The organism is Flavobacterium rhamnosiphilum (genome assembly GCF_004349195.1).
Taxonomy (GTDB): domain Bacteria; phylum Bacteroidota; class Bacteroidia; order Flavobacteriales; family Flavobacteriaceae; genus Flavobacterium; species Flavobacterium rhamnosiphilum.
This window is the reverse complement of sequence record NZ_SMLG01000004.1, coordinates 114881-139621: the sequence shown is the minus strand read 5'-3', so window position 1 is coordinate 139621 and position 24741 is coordinate 114881. Positions and strand designations below refer to the sequence as shown.

General features: G+C 33.7%; 19 protein-coding genes. 7 read left to right on the top strand and 12 right to left on the bottom strand.

Features of this window, described 5'->3' with window-relative positions:
* Positions 1-238: 238 nt before the first annotated feature.
* Together E0I26_RS07100 and E0I26_RS07095 are read left to right on the top strand one after the other, a co-directional pair.
* Positions 239-1339: a Fic family protein gene (locus tag E0I26_RS07100; RefSeq protein ID WP_131915797.1), complete on the top strand. Its 1101-nt coding sequence runs from the start codon at positions 239-241 to the stop codon at positions 1337-1339.
* A gap of 391 nt (positions 1340-1730) precedes the next feature.
* Positions 1731-2312 (top strand): helix-turn-helix domain-containing protein, encoded by a 582-nt coding sequence (locus E0I26_RS07095; protein ID WP_131915796.1) that lies wholly within the window; start codon positions 1731-1733, stop codon positions 2310-2312.
* A 71-nt stretch (positions 2313-2383) separates the two neighbouring features.
* Here E0I26_RS07095 and E0I26_RS07090 read toward each other — a convergent pair whose 3' ends face one another.
* The 10 genes from E0I26_RS07090 to E0I26_RS16475 form a co-directional block, all read right to left on the bottom strand.
* Positions 2384-3067: a phosphonatase-like hydrolase gene (locus E0I26_RS07090; protein WP_131915795.1), complete on the bottom strand. Its 684-nt coding sequence runs from the start codon at positions 3065-3067 to the stop codon at positions 2384-2386.
* A 2-nt stretch (positions 3068-3069) separates the two neighbouring features.
* Positions 3070-4227, bottom strand: a complete 1158-nt coding sequence (locus E0I26_RS07085; protein ID WP_131915794.1) for a TIGR03364 family FAD-dependent oxidoreductase — start codon at positions 4225-4227, stop codon at positions 3070-3072.
* Positions 4211-5515 carry a DUF5690 family protein gene (locus E0I26_RS07080; RefSeq protein ID WP_131915793.1) on the bottom strand — a complete coding sequence of 435 codons (1305 nt, stop codon included), beginning with the start codon at positions 5513-5515 and terminating at the stop codon, positions 4211-4213. The genes E0I26_RS07085 and E0I26_RS07080 overlap by 17 nt, the downstream gene beginning before the upstream one ends.
* Positions 5515-6615 carry an alkaline phosphatase family protein gene (locus E0I26_RS07075; protein ID WP_131915792.1) on the bottom strand — a complete coding sequence of 367 codons (1101 nt, stop codon included), beginning with the start codon at positions 6613-6615 and terminating at the stop codon, positions 5515-5517. The genes E0I26_RS07080 and E0I26_RS07075 overlap by 1 nt, the downstream gene beginning before the upstream one ends.
* 89 nt (positions 6616-6704) lie before the next feature.
* Positions 6705-8210: a SusD/RagB family nutrient-binding outer membrane lipoprotein gene (locus E0I26_RS07070; RefSeq protein WP_131915791.1), complete on the bottom strand. Its 1506-nt coding sequence runs from the start codon at positions 8208-8210 to the stop codon at positions 6705-6707.
* Between the two features lie 11 nt (positions 8211-8221).
* Entirely contained in the window at positions 8222-11305 is a 3084-nt protein-coding gene (locus tag E0I26_RS07065) for a SusC/RagA family TonB-linked outer membrane protein (RefSeq protein WP_131915790.1), read from the bottom strand.
* Positions 11306-11660: 355 nt separating this feature from the next.
* Complete coding sequence (locus E0I26_RS07060; protein WP_205728780.1) at positions 11661-14474, bottom strand: bifunctional YncE family protein/alkaline phosphatase family protein; 2814 nt, start codon at positions 14472-14474, stop codon at positions 11661-11663.
* A gap of 345 nt (positions 14475-14819) precedes the next feature.
* The gene (locus E0I26_RS07055; RefSeq protein ID WP_131915789.1) at positions 14820-15821 is read right to left on the bottom strand and encodes a glycosyltransferase family protein; all 1002 of its coding nucleotides are present in this window, start codon (positions 15819-15821) and stop codon (positions 14820-14822) included.
* 89 nt (positions 15822-15910) lie between these two features.
* Positions 15911-16729 carry a UDP-2,3-diacylglucosamine diphosphatase gene (locus tag E0I26_RS07050; RefSeq protein ID WP_131915788.1) on the bottom strand — a complete coding sequence of 273 codons (819 nt, stop codon included), beginning with the start codon at positions 16727-16729 and terminating at the stop codon, positions 15911-15913.
* A 728-nt stretch (positions 16730-17457) separates the two neighbouring features.
* A complete protein-coding gene (locus E0I26_RS16475) occupies positions 17458-17616 on the bottom strand; it encodes a hypothetical protein (protein WP_165929417.1) in 159 nt (52 codons plus the stop codon).
* 497 nt (positions 17617-18113) lie between these two features.
* Between E0I26_RS16475 and E0I26_RS07045 the strand changes: the two genes are divergently transcribed.
* The 5 genes from E0I26_RS07045 to E0I26_RS07025 all read left to right on the top strand — a co-directional run bounded on the left by E0I26_RS07045 (position 18114) and on the right by E0I26_RS07025 (position 22834).
* Entirely contained in the window at positions 18114-18818 is a 705-nt protein-coding gene (locus tag E0I26_RS07045) for a FadR/GntR family transcriptional regulator (RefSeq protein ID WP_131915787.1), read from the top strand.
* A gap of 236 nt (positions 18819-19054) precedes the next feature.
* Positions 19055-20323 carry an MFS transporter gene (locus tag E0I26_RS07040; RefSeq protein ID WP_131915786.1) on the top strand — a complete coding sequence of 423 codons (1269 nt, stop codon included), beginning with the start codon at positions 19055-19057 and terminating at the stop codon, positions 20321-20323.
* Between the two features lie 23 nt (positions 20324-20346).
* Positions 20347-21102 carry an SDR family NAD(P)-dependent oxidoreductase gene (locus E0I26_RS07035; protein WP_131915785.1) on the top strand — a complete coding sequence of 252 codons (756 nt, stop codon included), beginning with the start codon at positions 20347-20349 and terminating at the stop codon, positions 21100-21102.
* Between the two features lie 29 nt (positions 21103-21131).
* Complete coding sequence (locus E0I26_RS07030) at positions 21132-22154, top strand: sugar kinase (protein ID WP_131915784.1); 1023 nt, start codon at positions 21132-21134, stop codon at positions 22152-22154.
* An 11-nt stretch (positions 22155-22165) separates the two neighbouring features.
* Complete coding sequence (locus tag E0I26_RS07025; RefSeq protein ID WP_131915783.1) at positions 22166-22834, top strand: bifunctional 4-hydroxy-2-oxoglutarate aldolase/2-dehydro-3-deoxy-phosphogluconate aldolase; 669 nt, start codon at positions 22166-22168, stop codon at positions 22832-22834.
* Between the two features lie 405 nt (positions 22835-23239).
* On the opposite strand, the gene E0I26_RS07020 is transcribed toward E0I26_RS07025, so the two are convergent.
* Both E0I26_RS07020 and E0I26_RS07015 read right to left on the bottom strand, forming a co-directional pair.
* A complete protein-coding gene (locus tag E0I26_RS07020; RefSeq protein WP_205728779.1) occupies positions 23240-24091 on the bottom strand; it encodes an alpha/beta hydrolase in 852 nt (283 codons plus the stop codon).
* A gap of 311 nt (positions 24092-24402) precedes the next feature.
* On the bottom strand, positions 24403-24741 hold the full coding sequence (locus E0I26_RS07015; protein WP_131915781.1) for a cupin domain-containing protein: 339 nt from the start codon (positions 24739-24741) through the stop codon (positions 24403-24405).

Below are 24741 nucleotides of genomic sequence, written 5' to 3'. Positions count from 1 at the left end.
GTTTGAATAATTAAACCCAACGGGGTAATTCTACCACTATCTTCATATCATCCAATTTAAATTAAGCAAATTATTTATGCTTATAGTGTTATTAAATTTTTGAAGAACTAGTTTTTTAATTTGTTGCTAAATATACTATTCTGCGGTGGTTAAACACATTAATAACCGCATTATTTGCGGACAATAATTTTAAATGCGGAGAATAATTCGTATATTTACCGCAAAAATGCGGAGAATAATGAAATATATCTATCAAAATAAAAATTGGCCAAGCTTCACTTGGGATACAAACGCTTTGCAATCATTACTTGGAGAAGTAAGAAACAAGCAAGGCAAACTCATGGGAAAAATGGAAGCTATGGGATTTGCGTTGCAGGAACAAGCTTTGTTAGACACCTTAACAGTTGATGTTTTAAAATCCTCTGAAATAGAAGGTGAAATACTGAATACGGATCAAGTACGTTCTTCCATTGCTAGACATTTGGGAATGTATATCGCAGGATCAGTTCCTTCTGATAGAAATGTTGACGGAGTAGTAGAAATGATGCTTGATGCTACACAAAATTTTAATTCCATTTTATCAAAAGATAGATTATTTGGATGGCACAACTGTTTATTCCCAACAGGAAGAAGCGGAATGTATAAAATAAATATTGGCCAATGGAGAACTGATGATAATGGTCCTATGCAAGTAGTTTCTGGTGGATTTGGAAGAGAGAAAGTACATTTCCAAGCTCCAGATGCGATTTTTTTAGAGACAGAAATGAATCAATTTTTAGATTGGTTTTCTAATGAAAAGACTTTAGATCCCGTATTGAAAGCAGGGATTGCCCATTTATGGTTCATCACCCTACATCCTTTTGATGATGGGAATGGTCGTATTGCAAGAGCTATTACTGATATGCAATTGTGTAAAGCCGATAGAAGTTCGAAACGTTTTTACAGTATGTCAGCACAAATTCTTTTGCAACGTAACGAGTACTATACTATTCTGGAACAAACTCAAAAAGGGAATTTAGACATTACAAAGTGGTTACATTGGTTTTTTGAAAACCTATTAGCAGCCTTGAATGTAACAAATAGTACCTTAGAACAAGTACTATCAAAAGCTGGTTTTTGGGAAAAACAAAACAACGTTACATTGAACGAAAGACAAAAATTACTTCTTAATAAGATGCTAGATAGCTTTGAAGGGAAACTGACCACAACAAAATGGGCAAAGATTACAAAATGTTCTCCTGATACAGCTTTAAGAGATATTCAAGATCTAATTTCAAAAGGAATCTTAATTAAAGATGATAAAGGAGGAAGAAGTACTTCTTACACTATTATCATGTAAAAAAACTTGAATCCGATAAATGGTAATATCCTTTTATTTTTTGTTTTATTTAATTAATACTATTTGTACTCCAGCTGTACTAAAAAAGTATGAATACCCGTATTATCCTGGTATAAAATCCTCGACAAAAAAAGACTAAAAATCAAATACAAAGAGCATTATAAACAACTATTTTTCAATTAACAAATCGTTTACTTTTTATACTATTCAGCTCATTTTTTACCCTAAAGCTTCTTTATTTACTCCTAAACGATACCAATACTCTTAATGCTTTGCGTGCTATCAATCATATATTACATCCTGATTCAACCAAAAATAATTACATTAAAAAAGACGCCTCCTTTTTTATATCAAGTTAAATTAAGATATTCGTAGTAAATACAAAAAAGCAATGAATGACTACTTAATAGGCATAGGAAAGAGAATTAAGGATATTCGAAAAACAAATAAAAAGACAATTAGTAATGTCGCTAGTACAGCTGAGGTGAGTAGTGGCCTTATTTCCAGAATTGAAAACGGAAGAACTATCCCTTCATTACCCGTTTTACTCAATATCATCAATGCACTGGAAATTAAAGTCTCCGATTTCTTTGAGGGCATGCCTAAACCTTCCGAACTTAGTTATATTGTTTCTCGATCTGAAGAAAACGCTACTATTGAAAAGGAAGATGATGCAAAAGGCTTTACTTATAAATATATTTTTGGCAAACAACTCTCCTCTATCGGATTTGAAGCTGTTTTACTTGAAGTGCAACCAAACTCTCAAAGAGACAAAGTAGAAACGGATGCCTATGAATTCAAATACATGATTTCTGGCGAATGTTTTTATACCATTGGAGAGGAAGAAGTTCTTCTAAAAGAAGGAGATTCTATTTTTTTTGACGGTAGAATACCCCATGTTCCAGCCAATAAGGGAAAAATCTCTGCTAAAATGCTGGTGCTTTACTTTTTTTTAAACACCCAAAAGGAATGATTTTATAAAATAAAAACTCCCCTTTTTAGTATATCAAAAAGAGGAGTTTAACAAAATAACTAAACAAAAAATCAGCAGAGAATCGCTCTTAATTCATTTAAACTTTCTATGATGTAAGTCGGATTTGCTTCTTGAATTTGAGCTCTGTTTTGAGCTCCGGTTAATACCCCAACTGTGATGCCACAATTAGCATTTTTACCTTCTTCAATATCAATAGCGGAATCGCCAACTTTCATTACTTTTTCAGGGTTGATTACACCTGTATTTTTCATTGCCAAAAGAATCATATCCCCTTCAGGCCTTCCATTTTCTACATCATCTGCCGTTATTAATCCATCAATAGTTTCACCTACAATCCATCCCAATTTTTCTAATAACAAATGGGCAGTTTTGCAGTCATAACCCGTATTTAAAACTACTTTAATATGACCGTTCTTTAGATCATTAAAAAGTTGTTCTGTGCCTGCAAAAGTTTTAATTTCTAATGTATTATAGGCATTTTTCAAGGCCACTTTAAATTTTGAGAATGCTTTATCAGCTACTGGACTAACATTAATTAATGGTGTGCACTCTTTTAAAACATCTGTTATCGCCTGATGTTTTTCTTTTCCTGCCCCATACTTTAGAACCTCCTCTAAACTAACATTAAACCCTTCGTCATTAATCACTTTCTGTACTGTTTTGTAAACGACATTTCCCTCGTCTACTGTTGTTCCGGCCATGTCAAAGACCACCAATTCTATTCTTTGTTTCATTCTTATGTATTAAAAATTTTATTTATATTTTCTTTTGAAAATCCGGCACTACCTGTCATTCCCTTACCGCCTATTCCTGTTATGATATGAATATTACCGCCTATTGTATGCTCAAAAATGTCTTTGGTTTTGCATTGCGAATACATGCCATACCATCTGTTTTGAATCTCATAATTGGGTAAATCAATGATTTTTTTGGCTTCTTGTATCATGAAATTATCAATATCCATGTCTAAGTCAAAACCCAAATCATCTATATTTTTAGCATCAGCATAATGATGGGAATCGCCCAAAATGACAGAACCATCGGCCGCCTGTTTAAACAAGATATGCACGCCCCATTTTTTCTCTAAAGCATCCGGATTTTCTTTTGCTTTAATAGATTTAAAGGAAGGACATTCATAAAACGCCTCGTATCTTCTGATAGACAAACCGGTAAGTATGGAACCATCAAGTGTATAATTTTGCTGTGGTTTGGTTTGCATCATTTGCAACTTAGAAACTTCTAAATCACTTTCGTTAAAGAGTGTTGGAAACAAATTTTTAAACTCATTCCCATTACAAATAATCACTTTACTGGCTGAGAATTCCTCATTTGCAGCACTTGAAAGAGTGACTCCGTTTGGCGTAGATTCACAATTAACAATACTTGTATTGGTGATTAGTTTTAGCCCCATTTTATAAATCATAAACTCTTGTAACCTGTAAATCATCGTTCGGGGTTCCACAGTAACTTCTTCTGGGAAAAACAATCCTGCTTTTACATAATCGGAACGCAAACCCGGGTATTTATCCAGACATTCTTGTTTAGTCAATAAATGGGATTGATAATTATTCGATTGGTTAATTTGAAATAGCTCTTCTATTAGCTGTATTTCTTCCTCATTCGAAGCTAAATAAACGGATCCGTTTTGACGGATTGAGATATCAAATTGGCTTTGAATTTCTTTATAAATCGCCAAACTTTCTCTTCCATATGCTTGCCATTTTGAGTCCATTCCAGAGGGAACTACTTGACCAAAATTTTGAATTGTTGCTCCTTTTGGCATTTTATCTTTCTCTATAATAGCTACCCTAAGTCCTTTTTTCAAGGCATGATAGGCGTGAAAAGTACCTAAAACTCCGCTACCAACAACTATAAGATCATACATTGGTTTCATCTAATACTAATTTAAAATTTACATTATGATTTTTATGTTTTTTATATTTTCCTTTTAAATAAAGAGTTGAACTGATGGTGACAAGGGCTCCGATTCCTGCAACCGAATACGCGCTGTACATAAAAAAATCAATCCAAGACAAACCGGATTGTCCAAAATTCTTATACAACAAAACAACAACACTTCCTAAATAACCAAAGGTATCCGCAAGGTAAATCAAGAAACCGGCATTCCCTTTGATCCGGAAAGCTCCTATAAAACGATCAAAAAACAGACAGTTAAAAGGGACGTAACAAATATATAATCCAAAGCCCGAAACAACCATCCAAGTGAATGGGTTTAAATTTCCGGAGTGAAATAAATAGGTTGAAAATCCTAACGAAATGGATCCTACCAAAAGCAAAAATTGGTAAAAGAATAAAGCTTTCCTATTGTCCCTAAAATAAAACGCAAAACCTAACACTAATAGTACAATGAAAGCAATCAATGTTTCAGAACTGGAATACACCGATACATCGCCTTTATAGCCAATAGTATCCCATAATTCACGGGAAAAATTGTCCCTGAAATCTCTAAAAGCGGTCAGGAATGTATAAAACAAAACCCATATGGTTATTGGAAATAAAAACTTCAACACCAAATTTTTCCTATCTTTTCCAGTCATTGGAATACGTTCGGAGCGCAGTTCAATATCTTCCTGACTTGGTTTTGGAATTTTTTCCAATAACCAGGTAAAAAATAGTAAGGGCAAGACAAATAATGCTCCTGTAACGGCAGGCATCCAAAACTCCGAAAAGCCCCAAGAAGTCATCACGAAAAGCCCAACTGATTTCACTACACCACTTGAAACTATAAAGCTGGTACTTAGGGCTACCCCTAATATTTCGGTAAATTTTCGGCCTTCGAGGTACGAAAAAACAATTCCCCAAATCATTCCTAAAGGAACCCCATTCAGCAACATAAAAACTACATTAAACGGTTGAGGCACCAAAGCAAATAAAACCAAAGCCAGTTCGGCAATGAGAATTAATCCCACCAAATAATACGCTCGTTGGCTTGCTTTTAATTCGGAAACCACTTTAATTCCAATAAATTTAGAAAGTGCATAACCCAATACTTGTGCGATGATTAAAATAATTTTGTAATCAATATGAAAAACTTCCATCCCTTCAAATGTGGCTACACTAAAGGGTTTCCTGAAGGCATACATGCAAAAATAAGCCCCGAACGAAGCCAGTGAAGCATTCAACACAAAAGGAATACTCGATTTTTTTGCTAACTTTTGCATTAGTTATTGAATACTTTTATCGGGTTGCCTTTCATTTCAGCATCTTTTAGTTTGCTGTCTAAAACCTGTAAAACGGTTGGTGCGATTTGAGTGCTAAACAACTGTTCTGTTGTTTTAACTTCACCTAATGCCTCAACATTATTTCCAAAAACTATAAACCAAACCTGATCTGCACCTACTATTTTAGCCCCATGATGCTTCCAAGTGTCTAATGGTTGTGTCCCTCTACCGTGATCTGTAGAAAGAATAAAAACCGTATTGTCTTTATAAAAAGGATCGCTTTGTGTGAAATCCCACAATTGTTGTATCAAAGCATCTGTATTATTTGCCGCTGTTAAATACGCATTATAATTGCCTTCATGTGCAAAATCATCTGTCTCTCCATAGGAAATGTACACCAATTCAGGATGCTCTTTTTTCATGTATTCCAATGCGTAATGTGAGGTAAAAGCATCTAATCTAACGCTACCGAACGGAGACGGAATTTGTGTTTGCAATTCATTCAGGAAAATTTCATTTGGACTAAGAGTATTCCCTGTTGCGGATTCAAAACCTGCATTTACAGGAATTCCGGAACGTTCTTCGTTTATGATATAAGGAAACACATCCCAACTCCCAAAAGCGGCAACTTTCCCTTTGTAAGGCGCCATATTATTTATTTTTTCTAAAACTGTCGTATTCGGATTATTGAATTTATCGTTACTCGCAATTCTTTTATCGTCAGAAGAACCGGTTAAAATTTCGTTATATCCCGGATAGGAAAACCACATGGAATTCGTAAGATTCACTTTGTTTCCTTCGTTTCTGTTTCCGTGCAATTGCCCCATTTGAGTGACTTTATTCCATAAAAAAGGCATCAAAACTGCTCTCCTTTCGGTTGCTGTGTTTCTCCAAAATTTAGTTTTTAGTTCCCCTGCATCATGCACAAAGTCTTTATTTTCGATAAGATTAGCATCGGCGCCAGTAAAAAGTTCTTGCCAACGTAAACCATCTAAAGTGATTAGAACAATTTTTGTTTTTGGGGTTTCTTTTTTATGTTGTGCTTGAGCTCCTAAAAAGAATACAGTAAATAGGCTTGTCAGTAAAATTGATTTTTTCATTTTATTTTATTTTTTGATGTAGTAGTACAAGACCATAGGGAAAATATCCCTATAGCCATGATAAAATATTTTGTAGAATTCATTGTGGATTATTTTAACAACCACATTTTGGCATTGATATCATCTGATCCTCCATATTGACTTGTCAATGCAGTATTAACATTGGTTTTATTGGTTTCAAATTCAGCTTGTGGGTATTTCCAACGCATCGGTATTTTTCCTCCATTGTTATTAGCTGGTCCAACATTAAATGCAGGAATACCGGTTCTTCTGTAATTGAAATACGATTCTCTTTCTGAATTTTGGAAAAAAGCAACATACTTTTGACTAAGAATTTGCTCTAAACCTGCCGTGTTATTTCCTTTGTATACCATGTTTAAACTGGCCAAAAAGGTAGCAACATCAGCATTTGAAACAGAGTAGAATTGCATAGAAGCTGTGATTCCCTGATTGTAGTATGCGGCTGCATCGCCAGTTACCCAACCTCTATTAATAGCCTCAGCAATAACAAACTGTTGCTCAGCATATCCAATTAAAATATAATCTTCTCCTTTGTAAGTGCTATAATATCTTTTCTCACTAGGATAAGATAGTTTTCCTTCATCCGAAGCTACTTGCATAGCACCTTGATCATCCCCTGTGTTCGCCGCGATATAAGCGTTTAAGTTTAATGGATCAGCTGCATTGTAATAAAATTTCGCAGGGTCGGCAACAATATAAATTCTAGGGTCATTATTTAGTTTTAAGATATCCAAATAAGTGCCTCCCATAATATTTCTGTTTCTATTGAAACCATAATTACTGGGGTTTAGTTCGTAATTATTTCCATTTTCATCTGAAAAATTACAAGCCAAATTATCATCCATTCCCACCATTAATGGATACTTCGATGGATTAGACACCACTTGATTGAATTGACTGACAACATCTAATTCAGTAGTTTTTTTACTCAAACCAATTAAAACTCTTAAACGAAAGGCGTTGATGGTTTTTTGCCATTTGCTTAAATCACCTTCATGTAAAAAATCGCCTTCTACATTTCCTGTTCCAACTTCGGTCTGCGCCAATGTGATTTGGGTATTTGCCGCTTCAAGAAGGGATAATATTTCAACATATACAGCTTTTTGACTATCGTATTTGGGCTGTGTAATTTTTTCAGCAGTATTCGCTTTTAAAGCTTCGGACATTGGGATATCCCCAACTCTTTTAGACATATAATCTAAAAAGTACGCTTTAAAAAACTTAGCCAAGGCACCATACTTGTTTTTGGTATCTAAATTAGCAGCTTCTTTTTCCATTGCTTCAACATTAGACAAAGTGGTGTAACGGAAAGGAGCAGATCCCCAGTTATAATCTTGATCTCCATAATAATCAAAAGAAATTGCCCAAAATTGATTATCTCTTTGAGCTTCTGACCATGGCCCTTCTTCACCTACATTATTCATCACCCGCAACACCTCAGATAATAACATCGATGGAGGAACACTGGTAGCTCGGTTGGGATCATCAGTTATTTCATCAAAATTGGTACATGAACTAACCAAGAAAATCAGTGCAAGAATCAGTATGCTTTTATATATATTTAATGTTTTCATTTTTGTTCTTTTTAGAATTTAAAGTTTAAGTTAAGACCATAACTTTTTACTGTAGGCGTTTGTAAAGGAGAAGAACCTTCATTAAGAAACTGATCTAAATCAATGTTTTTGTTTTTAGAAAAATACAATAAATCCCTTCCTATCAATGAAATAGAAGCGTCATTGATGAATGATTTTTTCAGAAATGATTTAGGAAAATTATAGGTAATACTCACTTCTCTAAGTTTAAAAAAGGTTTTATCTATAATATTGGCAGCAACATTTCCGTGATAGGCTTTAGCGTAATCCTGATAATACATTTTGGTTGTATTGGGTGCAAAAGTTCTTGAATCTGACAATACATTTCCTTGACCGTCTGTTACTAATTCTCCTCCGGTTATCACAACTCCATCCGTTACATACGATTTAACACCTTGTACATCATTCGCTCTTTCTGGCGTATCGCTCCATTCATGTCTACCACTTTGCCACATTTTACGGTTTACATAATTCTCTATTTTTCCACCATATCTTCCGTCAAAAGTGAAGTTCAAGGCAAGGTTTTTATAGCTGACATTATTCGTAACACCCAATGCCCAATCAGGCGCTTTATACCCTACTTTAGTCTGGTATGAATTTACTAAAGGCTTACCATTACTGCCTACAATTAGAGTTCCGTCATTAGTTCTCATAAAATCATTGATATAGAATCCATCAACACGTTCACCAATTTTAATTCTTCCATTATTTTCTATACCTGCATAAACTTCTTGCAGATACTCTTTATAAGTTGACCAGTTTAGATTGAAGTTCCAATTAAAATTTTCGCTTTTTACTGGTTTAACAAATAAAGAAACCTCTACACCTTTTGTTTTAGTTGTAATTCCATTTTCTTTACTTCCAAGATATCCGGATGTTTCAGAATATCTTAAGTCAAAGATTTGTGGTCCGTTTGTATTTTCATAATACGTTACATCAAATCCTAATCTGTTTTTAAGCATTCTGGTTTCTAAACCAAATTCTATAGAAGAGTTAAAAGCAGGTTCTAAATTACTATTGGATAAAACCTCTCCAACATACGCCGCACTATAAGTTGATCCATTAATTGTAAAAGGATCTCTTAATCTATACGTATCTTGATTACCGTAAATATCTAATGAACCACCTACCTTTGCATAAGAACTTCTCACTTTCAAGAAATCTACTAAAGGAATGTCAATCACCTCACTTAATACCGCACTCACACCTACAGAAGGATAAAAGAACGTATTGTTTTGTTCCGGTAATCTGGAATCAGTATCAAACCTTCCTGTCGCTCCTAAAAAAAGGAATGATTTATACGATAAATCTAACGAACCATACCAGCTGTAGGTTTCAAAATGGCTTTTATAATTAGTAGGTTGCACCGGAGTTTGACTGTTACTCAAGGTATACAATCCAGGTATGATTAAATAGTTGGTAGTCGCATATGAATTTCTGTATTTCTCCGTATTAATGTTTGCTCCCAACGTAGCCTTAACACCAAAATCATGAATCGTTTTAGTATAATTCAACATTAAATCCGAATAGTTTTTGAACTTATAATCGTATTGCTCCTTATAATCCCCTTGGGCTTTTTCTCTTCCATAAGTAGTCATGGAATACGGGAATTTTTCATCTCTAAACAAGTTACTCAACGCCATATTAGTTCTTAATATCACATCAAAGTCATTATTAAACTTATGATTCAAACTAACTTGTCCTGAATAATCATTTTTATAATATCCTCTAAGCCATTCGTAAGCCATAAAATAAGGATTATTGTAGCGTTGGTATTCAAAGTTTATTTGTTGTAAACCTTCTTTTCCTTCTTGCCAGTAATTTCTCAAATCTCTAACATCATAATCGGCTCCACCCCAAATCAGCATGTTGTATAAATAACTGTTAGGACCGTATTCAACATTTGGATTATTAGGTGAGGTTTGAAAATTAAAATTAGAACTGGCATCCACCCATGTTTTATCGCTTAGGTTATATCTTCCGCTTAAATTGTAGTTGTAAATATTTAATTTAGTATTCGGATTAATCCCTTTTTGATGTGTATTTGATATGGAGAATCTAATATTTCCCTTTTCAAATGTGGAGGCCAAGGCTATGTTATTTGTAACTAACAAACCATTTTCCATGAAGTTTTCAAAGTTATTTTTCCCTCTTGCCAGCCATGGTGTCGCAACTCTGTTTCCTTGTGAATCTAATGGACTATCATATTGAGTAATTAATTGTCCGTCAAATCTTGGTCCCCATTGATCATAATCCGCATCATTTATTCCCCCGCCTTTACCATCTACAAAAGCATAATTACCATACGACCCAGGTCCATACGAATTTTGTGTTCTAGGAATTGCATTGTATCCTCCTTGAAATATAGAATTATTATTATATTCTACTACAAAACCTTTCTTGTTTTTAGTTCCTCTTTTGGTCGTTATTTGCACAGCGCCGTTACCACCCACAGAACCGTATAATGCAGCAGCATTTGCTCCTTTTAATACATTAATACTTTCTATATCATCTGGACTGATATTATAGGTGTCTGTCCCTAACGGAACACCATCCACAACCACAAGTGGGCTCTTACCGCGTAAATATAATTTTGGACTACTAAAAAATTCTGATGATGCCGCTACAATTAAACCGGATACTTTACCCGAAAGCGAGTTCATAACATTAGCATCTCTGCCTTTTGCTAAATCTCCTTCAACTTCTTGAACAGAATAACTCAATTTCTTTTTTTCCTTTTTAATCCCTAAAGCAGTTACAACTACTTCATTTAAATTTTGAGAATCTGCCATCAGAACGATTACTGCCCTTTGCTTATTTGCAGCATTAAAATCTACAGTCAAATAACCCAGATAAGAAACCGTAAGAATTTCATTTCCTTTTGGCAATTCAATTTCAAAGTTACCATTCATATCAGTTCCTACACCAGTGGCTTTTCCTTTAATAAGGATGGTTGCTCCTGGCAGTGATACGTTTTGTTCATCAACCACTTTACCTTTAAATGTGGTTGTTTGTGCAAAAATTAGAGATGTAGTAAACATCAATAATAAATTCATTACAGTTTTCAAATTTTTCATCAGATAATTAAATAGTTACTATTAGTAAATTTTACGAGGCAAATTTGATAAAATATTTACTATTAGTTAACTTTTTAATTTTAAGAAATCTTTAACAAGAGTTTATTGTTTCATTAATTGAATGTAAACTGATGAAGAAAAAGAGGCTTAATAAAGTTGATAAACAAGTTGGTATATCTCGAAAAATAAAACAACTTTGAAATCAGAACTGATAATTTTAGAAGTGCAGCCTGATTTATATAAGGATATGATAATTGATTTTTTTATAACAAAACACACAAGACCCCTACATTATTCTTATGAAGAATAATGTAGCGGGTCTTGCAGTTAGGAAGAAATAATCATTAAATAAATATTATTGCTTTTTCTCCCTATTTTGTAAACGATAAGCATCTTGTTCTTTACTATCGCGAAACATATCCTCCACATTATCAATTTTTGGTGCATCTTTAAGTGCTTTCCAATTGAATTTTTCATCAAAAGGATCTAATGCTTTTTGAGGATCAAAAACTTTAGGATTAACTTCTAAAGCATTGTATGGTTTGTAATTTGGTATAGTTGTAAAAAGATCACTTAAATCTGTCGCTCCAGCATCATACTGATTCAAATAGGGCATGCTGAGAATATTCCAAAACGATTTAAACAAGCTACCAAAACTATAATGTTGATGCCCTACATAATCTTTTTTTATCCAAGGAGAAATAACCATCAGTATACTACGATGTGCATCAACATGGTCGACTCCGTTTTGTGCATCATCTTCAGTAATCACAATTAACATGTTCTTCCAATAGGGTGTATGAGATAGATATTCTACAATTCTACCAACTGCCAAATCATTATCAGCCATGTAACTTTCTCTAAAAGGATATCCAGCTTCAGGGCGATCATCTGCTCCATGGTCATTTGGAATAATAACTGTTGAAAATGAAGGCATGATTCCTTTTCCATTCATCCATTTCGCATTAAATTCTTTTATAAATTGGTCAATTCTGAATTGATCTGGTATGGCAGTATTATAAGTGGGATACATTTTAGAAGTCCTTTCAAATAAGGGTTGTGGCATTGGAAAATTGACAAATTGCTGTATACCCGTGTATTTAAATTCTGCTTTATATAATGCTGGCTCAAACATAATGCTAAAACCAAAATTATAGAAGTCAACATTATGGCGTGCCAAATGATCCCACATAGAACCTGCTTCATTATAATCTTCCGGATAAATGGCTCCTGCCGCTCCATTCATACCAAAAAATCCAGGTGCTTTTGAGTTTTCTTTAAAGTCTCGGTTACCACCATAACTGGCTGCTGTAGCAGTTTCACACCATTCATTGGGGTATGTATTTACCAACCAACGGTGACCATCTGCAGAAACATCTGCATCTACATAAAAATTATCTGAAATGCTGAATTGTCTGGCTAAAGCCAAATGGTTAGGCATAACAGTAGTATTAGCAATGGAATCGGTTTTTTTTCGGTTTGAAAATGAAGCGTTTTCACCATAACGTGCTAAAGTGGAATCTCCGTTACCTTTCTTTAGTTGTCCAAAAACTTCATCATAGGTTCTATTCTCTTTTGATATAAATACAATATGCTTTATCGGACTTTCTTGCGCTCCAGGATATAATGGGATAGGATTATTAGCTCTGTTTTTAAAAACAGAATCTGTTACATTCGTGAATTGAAAGTTATTGGAAATAACTTGTTTGGTCATCTCCTTCAATTGTTCGTCTTTGGGAATAGCAACGATTTGGACCGTCCCTTTCATCAAAGATCCGATGTAACTTCCATCAGAGCCCAATTTAAAAGCTGCTCCGCCATTAGGACCACTTCCAAATCCTTTGGCATTGGCAATAATCAGTTTTTCACCATCCTTGCTGACTTCAATTTTTGAGGGAAACCAAGCCGTTGGAATATGTCCTAAAACTTTTTGATCCGCTACATTGATAACACCCACAGCATTTATACCTGATTCAGCCACATACAAGCGTTTTTGATCGGGGCTTAAAGCCAAACCAAAAGGAATTACACCACGAAATTGCTTCACTCTGCTATCTGGTTTCAGTGCAATGGTATTCACCACAGCATCCTTGGCAATAGAAATAACCGAAATATTATCATTCGTTCCATTACTAACAAAAACATAATCATCAGTCGCTACAATTGAGTTGGGACTGGAACCTCCTACTGCTGGAATACCCTCTATTAATGCACCTACCAAATGTCCGGTTTTAATTTTGGCTGTAACTTTTGGCTGTAAAGTATCTTCAAGATTGATGGCAAAAATCGAAAAAGCATCAATCGCATTAAGTTCTCCTAAACCTTTAATGGCTATAGTATCGTTCTGGATGCCCGTTTGCATTTCTTTGGAACCATACGCAAAAGCCGGAAAACCAACTGGTTTTATCTTAGCGTCTTTTTCGTTACTTTCTTTAATATAAGAATATTCAAACATGCCCACATTAGCAACATACGCCTTTTTTTCGTCTGGCGACAGACAAATTCCAAACGGATAGCGTCCTACAGGAACAGAATGTGACAGCTTTTTAGTCTCGGTATTCAGAATCACCATTCTGAAACCTATTTGATCGACAGCATACAAAGTTTTACCGTCTTTCGACAACTTCATATCTCCAATATAACCATGACGATAATCAATCCCTTCAGCACTAAAGGAGCAATCTATAGAGTCTTTTTTTACACCGGATTGGGCATCAAATAAATATACTTTATTCTCTTGTCCGCCAGCAACATATATCGTTTTATTATCAGGTGCAATTGCTAAACCCATAAATACCGAAGCCAATACCCCTTTATCGGTAGCCGGCCCCGGAGGAACTTGTTGTACTTCGGGATGATCGGATAAAATATCCCGAATAATGGTAATCGATAGAGGATTAGTTCCTGAATTAGCAGTAACTGCAATTTTACCATTTGGACTTAAGGTTAATCCATATGGATGAGGTGCAGTACTAATATTTTTTCCGGCAGGAGTAATAAATCGACCGTTGGGAATTACCGTTTTTCCGGTTTTATCAATTTTCGTTATCTGATCACCACTAGGTGAGGATATCACCCACAAAGGCTTATTTGCTGTGCCGTTTTTAACGCCACAAGCAGCAAAAAGGATGATTAGCATTAAGCAACTGATTATTTTCATGAATTTCATATAATGATGTGTTTGTGTTTTAGTACTAAATACAAAAACAATTGCCTTCTATATTTTGTTAAAAATAAAAATAAATGAATTGTAGTGCAACTCTTTTATTAATCCAAATTAATTAAACTATATAAAGCTATCTATTTTATATTTCGATAGGATCAAAAGTATCTGATGCAAATATTGTCCTGATACTTCAAACATCAACCTAGTATTATCATATCGTTTTCTGGAAATTTATATATAGTAAAGATCCGTTTAAATTATAAAGTAAATTCCGCTGGTCTTTCTAAATTTCAAATAAAAATACAGCATAAATAAATCTTTTAAAATAATATCAATAGATTAAAAAAATTATTTTACAGTAGTATCTTTATAGGTATCAAATAAAAACTGCAGAGTTTCCGGTATATTATTAGCCTGTATTGTTGGAATTTGAGTATCCGAATTCAACCAGTTTTCAATGATTAATTCAAATTTTTTTCCTACTTCATAAATAACTGGCACTCCTAATTTTTTTAAGGCAGCTGCATTACATTCCTGTTCATAATGATTTAATATGGGAATACTAAGTACTTTTTTTCTTAGGTATAATGCTTCGGCAGGCGTTTCAAATCCACCTCCAGTAATAATACCATGACAAGTGATCAAGCTCTCATTAAAATAATTTTGATTTACAGGATAGTAAGTTACATTTCCCACTCTGTGCTTGAACTTTACATCGTTCAAAAACCAATGAAACTCCTGTTCAGCAAGCGTATTAAAAGCTTTTTCTAAACAATCTTTATCAAAAGAAGGAAGATAAACCGTTATGTGTTTTAAATCTTTTGGGACTGCTTGTACAATTTCATTTTTAATTATTGGAGGAAGAATAAAAGAATCATACCGCTCAAAATGCAACCCAATATATTTTGGAGACGGTGCATAATGCTTAAAAATTGTCTCTCCCAAAAGACTTTTCTTCTCAGGTCTTGGTGTTAATTCTGAAACAAAACTGGCTTGATGTCCAAACTGAACCGAATCGACTTTTTGTAATTTACATGCTAGAGAAGTTATAGAATCAAAATCATTAATGACCACATCATATTCCTTTAGAGGTAAAGACTTTGCGTCTTTAAAAATTTGAAGTAGTTTTATATTTTTGACTATTTCCCAATAATCTAAACCTCCACAATTACTGTAATGTAAGCTGCATCCCTGACTTTTATATTTTATAGGTAAATCAACGGGTAAACTTGCATTATTTCCGCTCATAAAAAAGTCAACAACACCAAATTTTTGTAAATAAGGATACAATTGAATTGCTCTGCTAATGTGGCCATTACCAGTGGCCTGAATGGCATAAAATATTTTCATGTTAGCAATATTGATTGGTATCAGATCGATTTCGTTTTCAAAAAAACGATTTATAAGAGATTTTTTAATACTTGTAGCAGGACATAAAATTAATCCGCCAAAATTTTAGTTACAATATCATTACTTACATCCTCATATTTATTCTCTTGACCAACATATTCTGCTTTATTGTAGTGATAAATACTCCATTTCTTTTTTTTGTATTCTAAAGCTGTGAGGTTTTCAATCCAATCACCGCTATTCAAATAAATAACTTTTCCGTGTTCATTTTCAATTTCCTTCATCTGTGGTTTATGAATGTGTCCGCAAACTACATAACTGTACTTTTTTTGGATAGCAATCTCTGCAGCTGTAGTTTCAAAATTAGACACGAATGAAACTGCTTTCTTAACACTGTCTTTAATCATTTTGGAGTAACTCCTTTTTTCTTTTCCAAAAATTACTAAAAACCAATTAACAAAACTGTTTATCAAAATCAATAAGTCATATCCTTTCCCGCCAAGTTTGGCAATAATTTTAGCATATCCTTTTGTAGAAGAATCAAATACATCACCATGAAAAATCCAAGTCCTTTTTCCATCCAATTCTAGAATTAATTTATCGACCAATTCAAAATTACCTATAATTACATCTGAATATTTACGTAACACTTCATCATGATTTCCTGTGATATAAATTACCCGGGTTCCTTGATTTGACATTTTTAAAATTTGTCGCAAAACATTCATGTGGGAGGATGGAAAATAGCTTTTACTAAAACTCCAAATATCAATGATATCACCATTCAATACAAGTGTTTTAGGATGAATGGATTTTAAATAGTGTAATAATTCTTTGGCGTGGCAGCCATAAGTTCCTAAATGTATATCACTTAAAACTACCAAAGGGATTTCCCGCTTCTTTTTCATAATTAGTTTTTACGAAACTAATCTCCCTACATTAATAGAATGTTTCCTTTGTATTACCATTTCAATCAAATTGATTTTAATGAAAAAACAGTCAAATTAACCAGCAGTTTCCAGTAAAAATTGACTAGCCAATTTAAATTGGAAACTGTTGGTTAATATCACCGGAATTTGCAGTCTCCCACCCAATTTCCCCAAATCATCTATAAAATGGTTCGAAAATTCTCCTGACATAGTCACATTACAGGGTAATTTGATTATATGATTTTCTTGTTTTTAAATTTATCTATCCTTAAAGTGTTCGACTGTGAAAAAGAGTTCAACAGTCGAACTCTAACGTCACCTTTATCTACACCTTTTTACCTTTAAAAAACTTAGAATTATTAAAAAACATTAAAAGTACTTAGTTAAACTTTTTAACCTTAAAAAATTATCATCAAAAAACAATTATCTAAAATATTAAAAACCAACACGTTACATCATAATTTTAAGCTATCAAAAAAAGTTAAGATCGGTATAAGGTGTTCGATTGTAGTCCCATCCACTCCACAAAAAGGGAATAGTCGAACACTATTCCCTTTTGCTATTAAAACATCTGACAATAAGTAATTTAGAAAAATAATACAGCTGGAATTTTACCTCATTTCATACTGAAAAAGACCCAATTTCATTAAATAACTTGGAAAATTCACGGGAATCGAACTCTATAAGTTACTGCAAAAAACAAATTGTTACGCATTAAATCTATTGAGTTTTTTTTCATAAAGCCATTTAAGTGTTAGATTAACAATAATCTGAACCATTAACTCAATCAGAGCTTTCTCCTTTTCAGTCTCAGTTTTGGGCTTCTTTTCATTTTTTCTTGTGAAATTATGAGCTTTTGATTTCATGATAATACTAATTTCATCTTACTGAAGATATATCTACACAAATTTAAAAGCAAATTTAAATTCGACGTTAAAGAGATGTAATCTTATTATTATTTTAAATTATTTCACCCTTACTTTTAAACTATCTGTCTGTGTTTTAAGAATTAATGTGAAGCATGATTATTCATAATGAGACACTTAGTGATTAAGACCAGTCTTGATTAATTACTTTGAATTTATCAGTATATCTAGATAAAAAGAACACTTAAATAATTTATTTTAATAAAAAAATACGATTTAATTTTTATTACCAGAAAAAGAAAGTATATTTGGTTTTCCAAATTGGTAAACCAATTTAAAAAACCAAATAATATTCAAATTTTATAAATCAATTTTTTTCGCATCTAATTATGAAGATTTAAGTGAGCGTACAATTAAAAAAAATTCGCTTTAATTTTTTTTATATTTTTAACAAACCAATCTGGTTAACCAAGTTTTTGAATTTAAAAATAGAATAGATGAAATTAGAAGTACTTACTAAGAAAGATAATAAAGAGGTATTAAATGGGATAATCTCAAAAATCAGAGATTATATAAACTTCAAAAATTTAGAACCAGAGGATAAACTTCCATCGGAACGCATGTTGTCTGAAAAATTTGAAGTAAGTAGAAGCAGTGTTCGTGAAGCTATTCAAAAACTAGAATTTTACGGAATATTAAAATCAATTCCACAAAGTGGAACCTTTGTTGCTAATATTGGAGTAATTGCAATGAATGGAATAATTGATGGTATTTTAGAACTAAAGGATTCTGATTTTAAATCACTCGTTGAAACTAGAATTTTATTAGAACTTAAAACAGTTCGGTTAGCTGCAGTACGAAGAACTGAAGAAGATTTGAAACGAATCAAATCGGCATTAGACGCCTACACACAAAAAGCAATAAATGGTGTAGATGCAGTACAGGAAGATTTGCTCTTTCATTTAGCTATAGCTAAAGCAAGTGGAAACAGTACGATCAATAATTTGATGTTAATCATCACTCCGGAGATCATTACCAATTTTGAAAAATACCATGTTTGCGATGAAAATGAAGCTTTTATTGGCGTGCAAGAACATGTTGCAATTTATGAGGCAATCATAGCTCAAAACCCACAATTAGCTAAACAAAAAATGAAAGAACATTTTAAGGCATTATATCAATATTGTTACAATATAAAATAACTAAAACGTATAGATAAAGTGCACATTTATCTTTAAAATAAAAGAATATAGAAATAAAAAGAGAAAAGAAAGTATCCATTAATAAGATCATTTTGAGTCTTACTTCTTTTTAGATTATTTCTTAATAATTAGCAATTTAGATTTTTAGAATTCAATTTCACCCAGTTGAAAAACAGCGGTGCAGGCAATTTTTTGTGCATTGTTAAAATAAATAACACAAAAAAACAATAAAAAAAATGAAAGTAAAAGGATTAAGATGGTGGATTATTGCATTGATATGCCTGGCAACTGTTATCAACTATATTGATAGAACTGCTTTTGGTATTATGTGGCCAGAAATGGGTAAGGACTTAGGGATGGATGAGTCCGATTATGCAGTTATGCTAAATATTTTTATGGTAACCTATGCAGCTGGTAAATTTTTATCAGGAAAATTATATGATATTATAGGAACTCGTTTGGGGTTTGTTGTATCAATTGCTGTTTGGTCCATCGCTTCCGTATTCCATGCTTTTGCTAAAGGTTTATTTTCATTAACACTCTTTAGAGGGCTTCTAGGTTTGGGGGAAGCGGGCAATTGGCCCGGTGCCGTTAAAAGTAATGGCGAATGGTTTCCTGTCAAACAAAGAGCAATAGCACAAGGAATATTTAATGCTGGCGCATCATTAGGAAGTGTAATTGCTCCCGTTTTAATAGGCTTTTTGTATGGCCATTTTGGTTGGAGATCTACCTATATTATAATTGGAGCGGTGGGCATACTTTGGATAATTCCTTGGTTATTTATTAATAAATCTAATCCAGAAAAGCATCCTTGGATTACAGAAGAAGAATTAAATCTAATTGTTTCAAGTAGTAAAACGGGTAATAGTGAAGTTTCTAATGATAAAGGTTTGAGTGTTTTAAATATATTAAAACATAAAGAATCATGGGGAGTACTAACAGCAAGTTTTTTCATTGAGCCTATATGGTGGTTGTTTGTGGGATGGATGCCGCTTTATTTGCATTCAAAATTTGGCTTTAGTATTGTGGAAATTGGATCAACAATTTGGATTTCTTATTTAGGAGGAATGGCAGGAAGTATTTTAGGAGGTTGGTATTGCGGAAAATTAATTGAAACAAAATCGGTAGACATAGCACGAAAAATAACTATTTCTATTGGTTGCACATTAATTTTTATAGGATTATTAGGGATTATATTTTTAGTTGATAAAGATAATCCGATGACTTTTATATATATAGTAGGACTTGTGCTTTTTGGTTTCCAATTCTCCATTGGTAACATACAAACTATTTCAAGTGATTTGTTTAAAGGTCCTTCAGTGGGAACTCTTGCCGGACTGGCAGGAACTATAGGTGCAGTTTCAGTAATCATAATGAACTGGCTAATCCCTAAAATAACAACAATTTCATATACACCTGCATTTATCATTATTGCAATATTAGCTCCGTTATCAATGTTGTCCGTATTTGTATTAATAAAGAAAATAGAACCAGTAGATCATTAAATTAAATATAAAATAGAATAAAAATGAGTAAGTTAAAAGGAAAAGTAGCCGTTGTAACAGGAGGAGCTCGCGATATTGGACGTGCAATATCAATAAAATTAGCATCAGAAGGAGCTAAAATAGTAGTCAATTATTTTGATAACGAAGACGATGCTAAAGAAACAATTCAATTAATTGAGCAAGCGGGTGGTCAAGCAATAGCAGTTTATGCCGATGTAACGAAACAAGCTGATATTGATACTATGGTAGCTAAAACAGTTGAGGCATTTGGCGAGAAAGTAGATGTTTTGGTAAACGTTGCCGGAGGGCTTTTTGCTCGTAAAACTATTGAAGAAATGGATGAGTCATTCTACGAGCTTTTGATGAATGTAAATTTCAAGTCTGTTTTCTTAGTGACTAAAGCATTCAAACCATTATTAGTATCAGGCTCTTCAATTGTAAATTTTGCTTCACAAGCTGCGAGAGATGGTGGCGGACCTGGAGCTGCAATGTATTCAGCCTCAAAAGGAGCTGTGTTGACCTATACGCGTTCATTAGCTAAGGAATTTGGACCCCAAGGTATCAGAGTAAACGCAATATGTCCGGGTATGATTGCTACTAAATTCCACGATGATTTTACCAAAGATCAGGTGCGTGTTAATGTAGCAGCAGGAACTCCATTACGCAGAGAAGGGAATGCTTCAGAAGTTGCTGACCTGGTAGCTTACCTTGCTTCGGATGAAGCTTCATTCTTAAGTGGAAATAATGTTGATATTAACGGTGGTTTAGCATTTAGTTAGATAAACAAACCCATTTGGATTTAAATAAAATGAAAAAAGTAGTCACTTTTGGTGAAATTTTGCTCCGTCTTTCGACTGAAAGACATTTGAGGTTTTCTCAAGCCGAGTCTTATAAAGCAACTTATGGAGGAGGCGAATTTAATGTGGCCGTTTCCTTGGCGAATTATGGTTTATCAGCTGAGTTTATAACCAGACTACCCAACAACGAGTTAGGCACTTGCGCACTTAAGGAAATGCGTAAACTAAATGTTGGATGTCAAAATGTGGTATTCGGAGGGGATCGACTTGGAATCTATTTTTTAGAAACAGGAGCTAGCACTCGTGCCAGTAACGTGATTTACGATAGAGCCAATAGTTCAATGGGTACGATAAATAAAGGCACTATAAATTGGAAGGAAATATTAAAAGAGGCTACTTGGTTTCATTGGAGTGGTATAACTCCTGCCCTTTCTGAAAGTGCTGGAGCAGCCTGTTTTGAAGCTATAAAGGCAGCACATGAATTAGGGATTACGATTTCTACTGATTTAAATTACAGATCAAAGCTTTGGCAGTATGGAAAACAACCTAAGGAAGTTATGCCTGAAATGCTCCAGTATAGTAACCTAATTTTAGGGGATATTGATACCGCTTATTTTATGTTAGGGGTAGACAAAGTAAATCCAGATTATCAAAATGAGGCTTCTCTGCCTGTTTTGTATGACAAACTATTTGACCTTTGTCCGGCTCTAAAAACAGCTGTAACCACTTTACGATATTCCGTTAGTGCATCACATCAACGTATAGGTGGCGTTTTATATGATGGGAAAACAATTTTCAATGCGGATGTCAAAGAAGTAACCCCAGTGGTAGATCGTGTAGGAAGTGGAGATGCTTTTATGGGAGGGTTAATATACGGATTGTGTGAAGAACCGTTAAACAAACAACGAGCACTAAACTTTGCTGTTGCTGCGTGCTGTTTAAAACATACAATAGCCGGTGATTATAATTTGATCACAATTGAAGAAATAGAAAAATTACTTGACGGAGATTTTTCAGGAAAAGTATCCAGATAAAAACATAAAAAATGGCTCAATTTACACGAATAGAAGTGGCGTCAAAAATGAAAGAAACCGGATTAGTTCCGTTGTTTTATCATAACGATATTGAAGTAAGCAAAAAAGTGTTGAAAGCTTGTTATGATGGGGGCGCTCGATTATTAGAATTTACCAGCAGAGGTGATTTTGCTCATGAAATTTTCGCTGAATTAAACAAATATGCCATTGCAGAATTACCAGAAATGATCCTTGGCGTAGGATCAATTACTGATGCTGCAGCTGCTTCCTTGTATATGCAACTCGGAGCTAATTTTATAGTCACTCCTGTTTTTCGTGAGGATATAGCAATCGTTTGCAACAGGCGTAAAGTATTATGGTCACCTGGCTGTGGGACACTCACTGAGATTGCAAAAGCAGAAGAATTAGGATGCGAAATTGTAAAGCTTTTTCCGGGAGATATTTATGGCCCAGAATTTATTAAAGCCATAAAAGGGCCACAACCTTGGACATCAATTATGCCGACGGGTGGCGTTTTACCTACACAAGAAAATTTGAAAAGCTGGTTTGATGCAGGAGTTAGCTGTGTTGGAATTGGTTCTAAATTGATACAAATGGATGCGCAGGGGAACTTTAATTTTATACAAATTGAAGCTTTAACCAAAGAGTGCATCGACATTATTAAAAGTTTAAAAAAATAATTTGTTAGGTTAAGGTTAGATTAGTAGGAAATATGGCTTTTTCATTGGGATAGTTTTGAAATTCCAGACTGTTATTTTTTAGTTTTAGTAACAGGCACTATTTTTTATGGTTTAAAAAATAGTTCGTTACTCCCAGAAAAAGCCATTATTTATAAGACTGAATTTTATCCACCTAATTTTTAGGTCTTCATTGCTATAAATTAATGATTATCAGCTACTGGAACAATATTTTTCCGTTAGAAAAAAAACAAACGGAATGAAAGTAATAGCCTCTGATAACACAACAATTCAAAGTTTCTCTAAAATAATTGGAACTAGATTTACAATATATACAAAACCTACAAAGCTAAAAAAACCTTGCAGGACATTGGGTATTAAAAAGTAAAATAAATTTATACTGTGATTTTATATTTCTATAAAAGAATCCAAACTCTTAATGAATTTAATAATAGCTACATTTATTTCCTTGTTTTTTTCCTTTTCAAACTTGCCATGAAGTCCGCCTTGTACAGTCATAAATTCTGATTTAACCCCAACTTCCTGGAACTTTTTATACAAATCAACAGACTGCTGGTAGGGAACTGTAGGATCTGCATCACCATGTACAATAAAAGTGGGAGGACTGTTTTTATTTACATAAAAAATAGGAGATACAGACTTCACAAATGCTTCGTCTTTTGCTTTATCACCCAACCATAGAAGAGGTGATTTACTTTTATGTTGTGGACCATATGCCCAATCCCAAACATCCGTGATACCATATTTATCAATAATAGCGGCAACCTTTACATTTTCAATACCAGAACAATTGACATCAAAACGATGGTCATTCCCCAGAAGACCTCCCATTAAAGCTAAATGTCCACCAGCACTTCCTCCCATTATCACAATCTTATTTACATCTATGTTTAGTTCTTTGGCATTTTTAATTAAATAAATCAGTAAACAACGGGTATCTTCTATAGCCGCAGGTGCTGTGGCTTGGCCAGTAAGTCGATATTCCATATTGGCAACGGCAAAACCTTCTTTAAAATATGTATTAAAACCTCCTTGGGTTTCCTTTACACCAGATTTCCATCCCCCGCCATGAATATTAATAATTACCGGAGTTCGTTCTTTTGAATTAGGAGCAAGATAAAGATCCACTCTCCCCTCCCAGTCTCCAACTTGGGTATAAACTACGTCCAACTTGGCACTATAATTAGCTGGAAATACAACCGCTTTTTGCACTATTTCAATATTTTCTTGTGCCTGCATAGACAAACTTAACAGGAATACGAAAAAAGATATACTATTTACTTTCATTTTTTTTTTAATGTTAAGGGTTAATTGATGGTATATTAAAAAATTGATTTAACTATCTATTGTAATTTTGATCTCTTCGCAATCTGAATAATCCCTTGAAGCAAGAAAACCTGCAGGGATTTTGTGCATTTGCTTCGAATACTCTAATTACTTATAAAATCTCTGCTAGCAAAGTGTGTTTTTCCATAATTCGATAATTTAAAAACGCTATTCGTCTCGAGAATTTGATAATTCCATACTCAACAACAATTGGAAGATTTTTATTAAATAAAATCTTCTCTAATCGGACTGAAAACATCAATCAACATTCCGCCTTCTAGGCAAATTGCTCCGTGAAGAATGTTGGGTTCAATGTAAAAAGCATCTCCTGCCTGGAGAATTTTCTTTTCATCATTGATAGTCACTTCAAATTTCCCTGAAACAACATAAGACGTTTGTGAGTGATAATGTTGGTGAATCGGGCCAATTCCTCCCTTTTCAAAGGCTACTTTTACCATCATAATACTGACATCATAACCAGTGATTTGCCTTTTTACACCTTCGGCTACTGCTTCCCAAGGATTTTCGCTTTCTACATAAAATGCATTTGTTCTGATATTCAT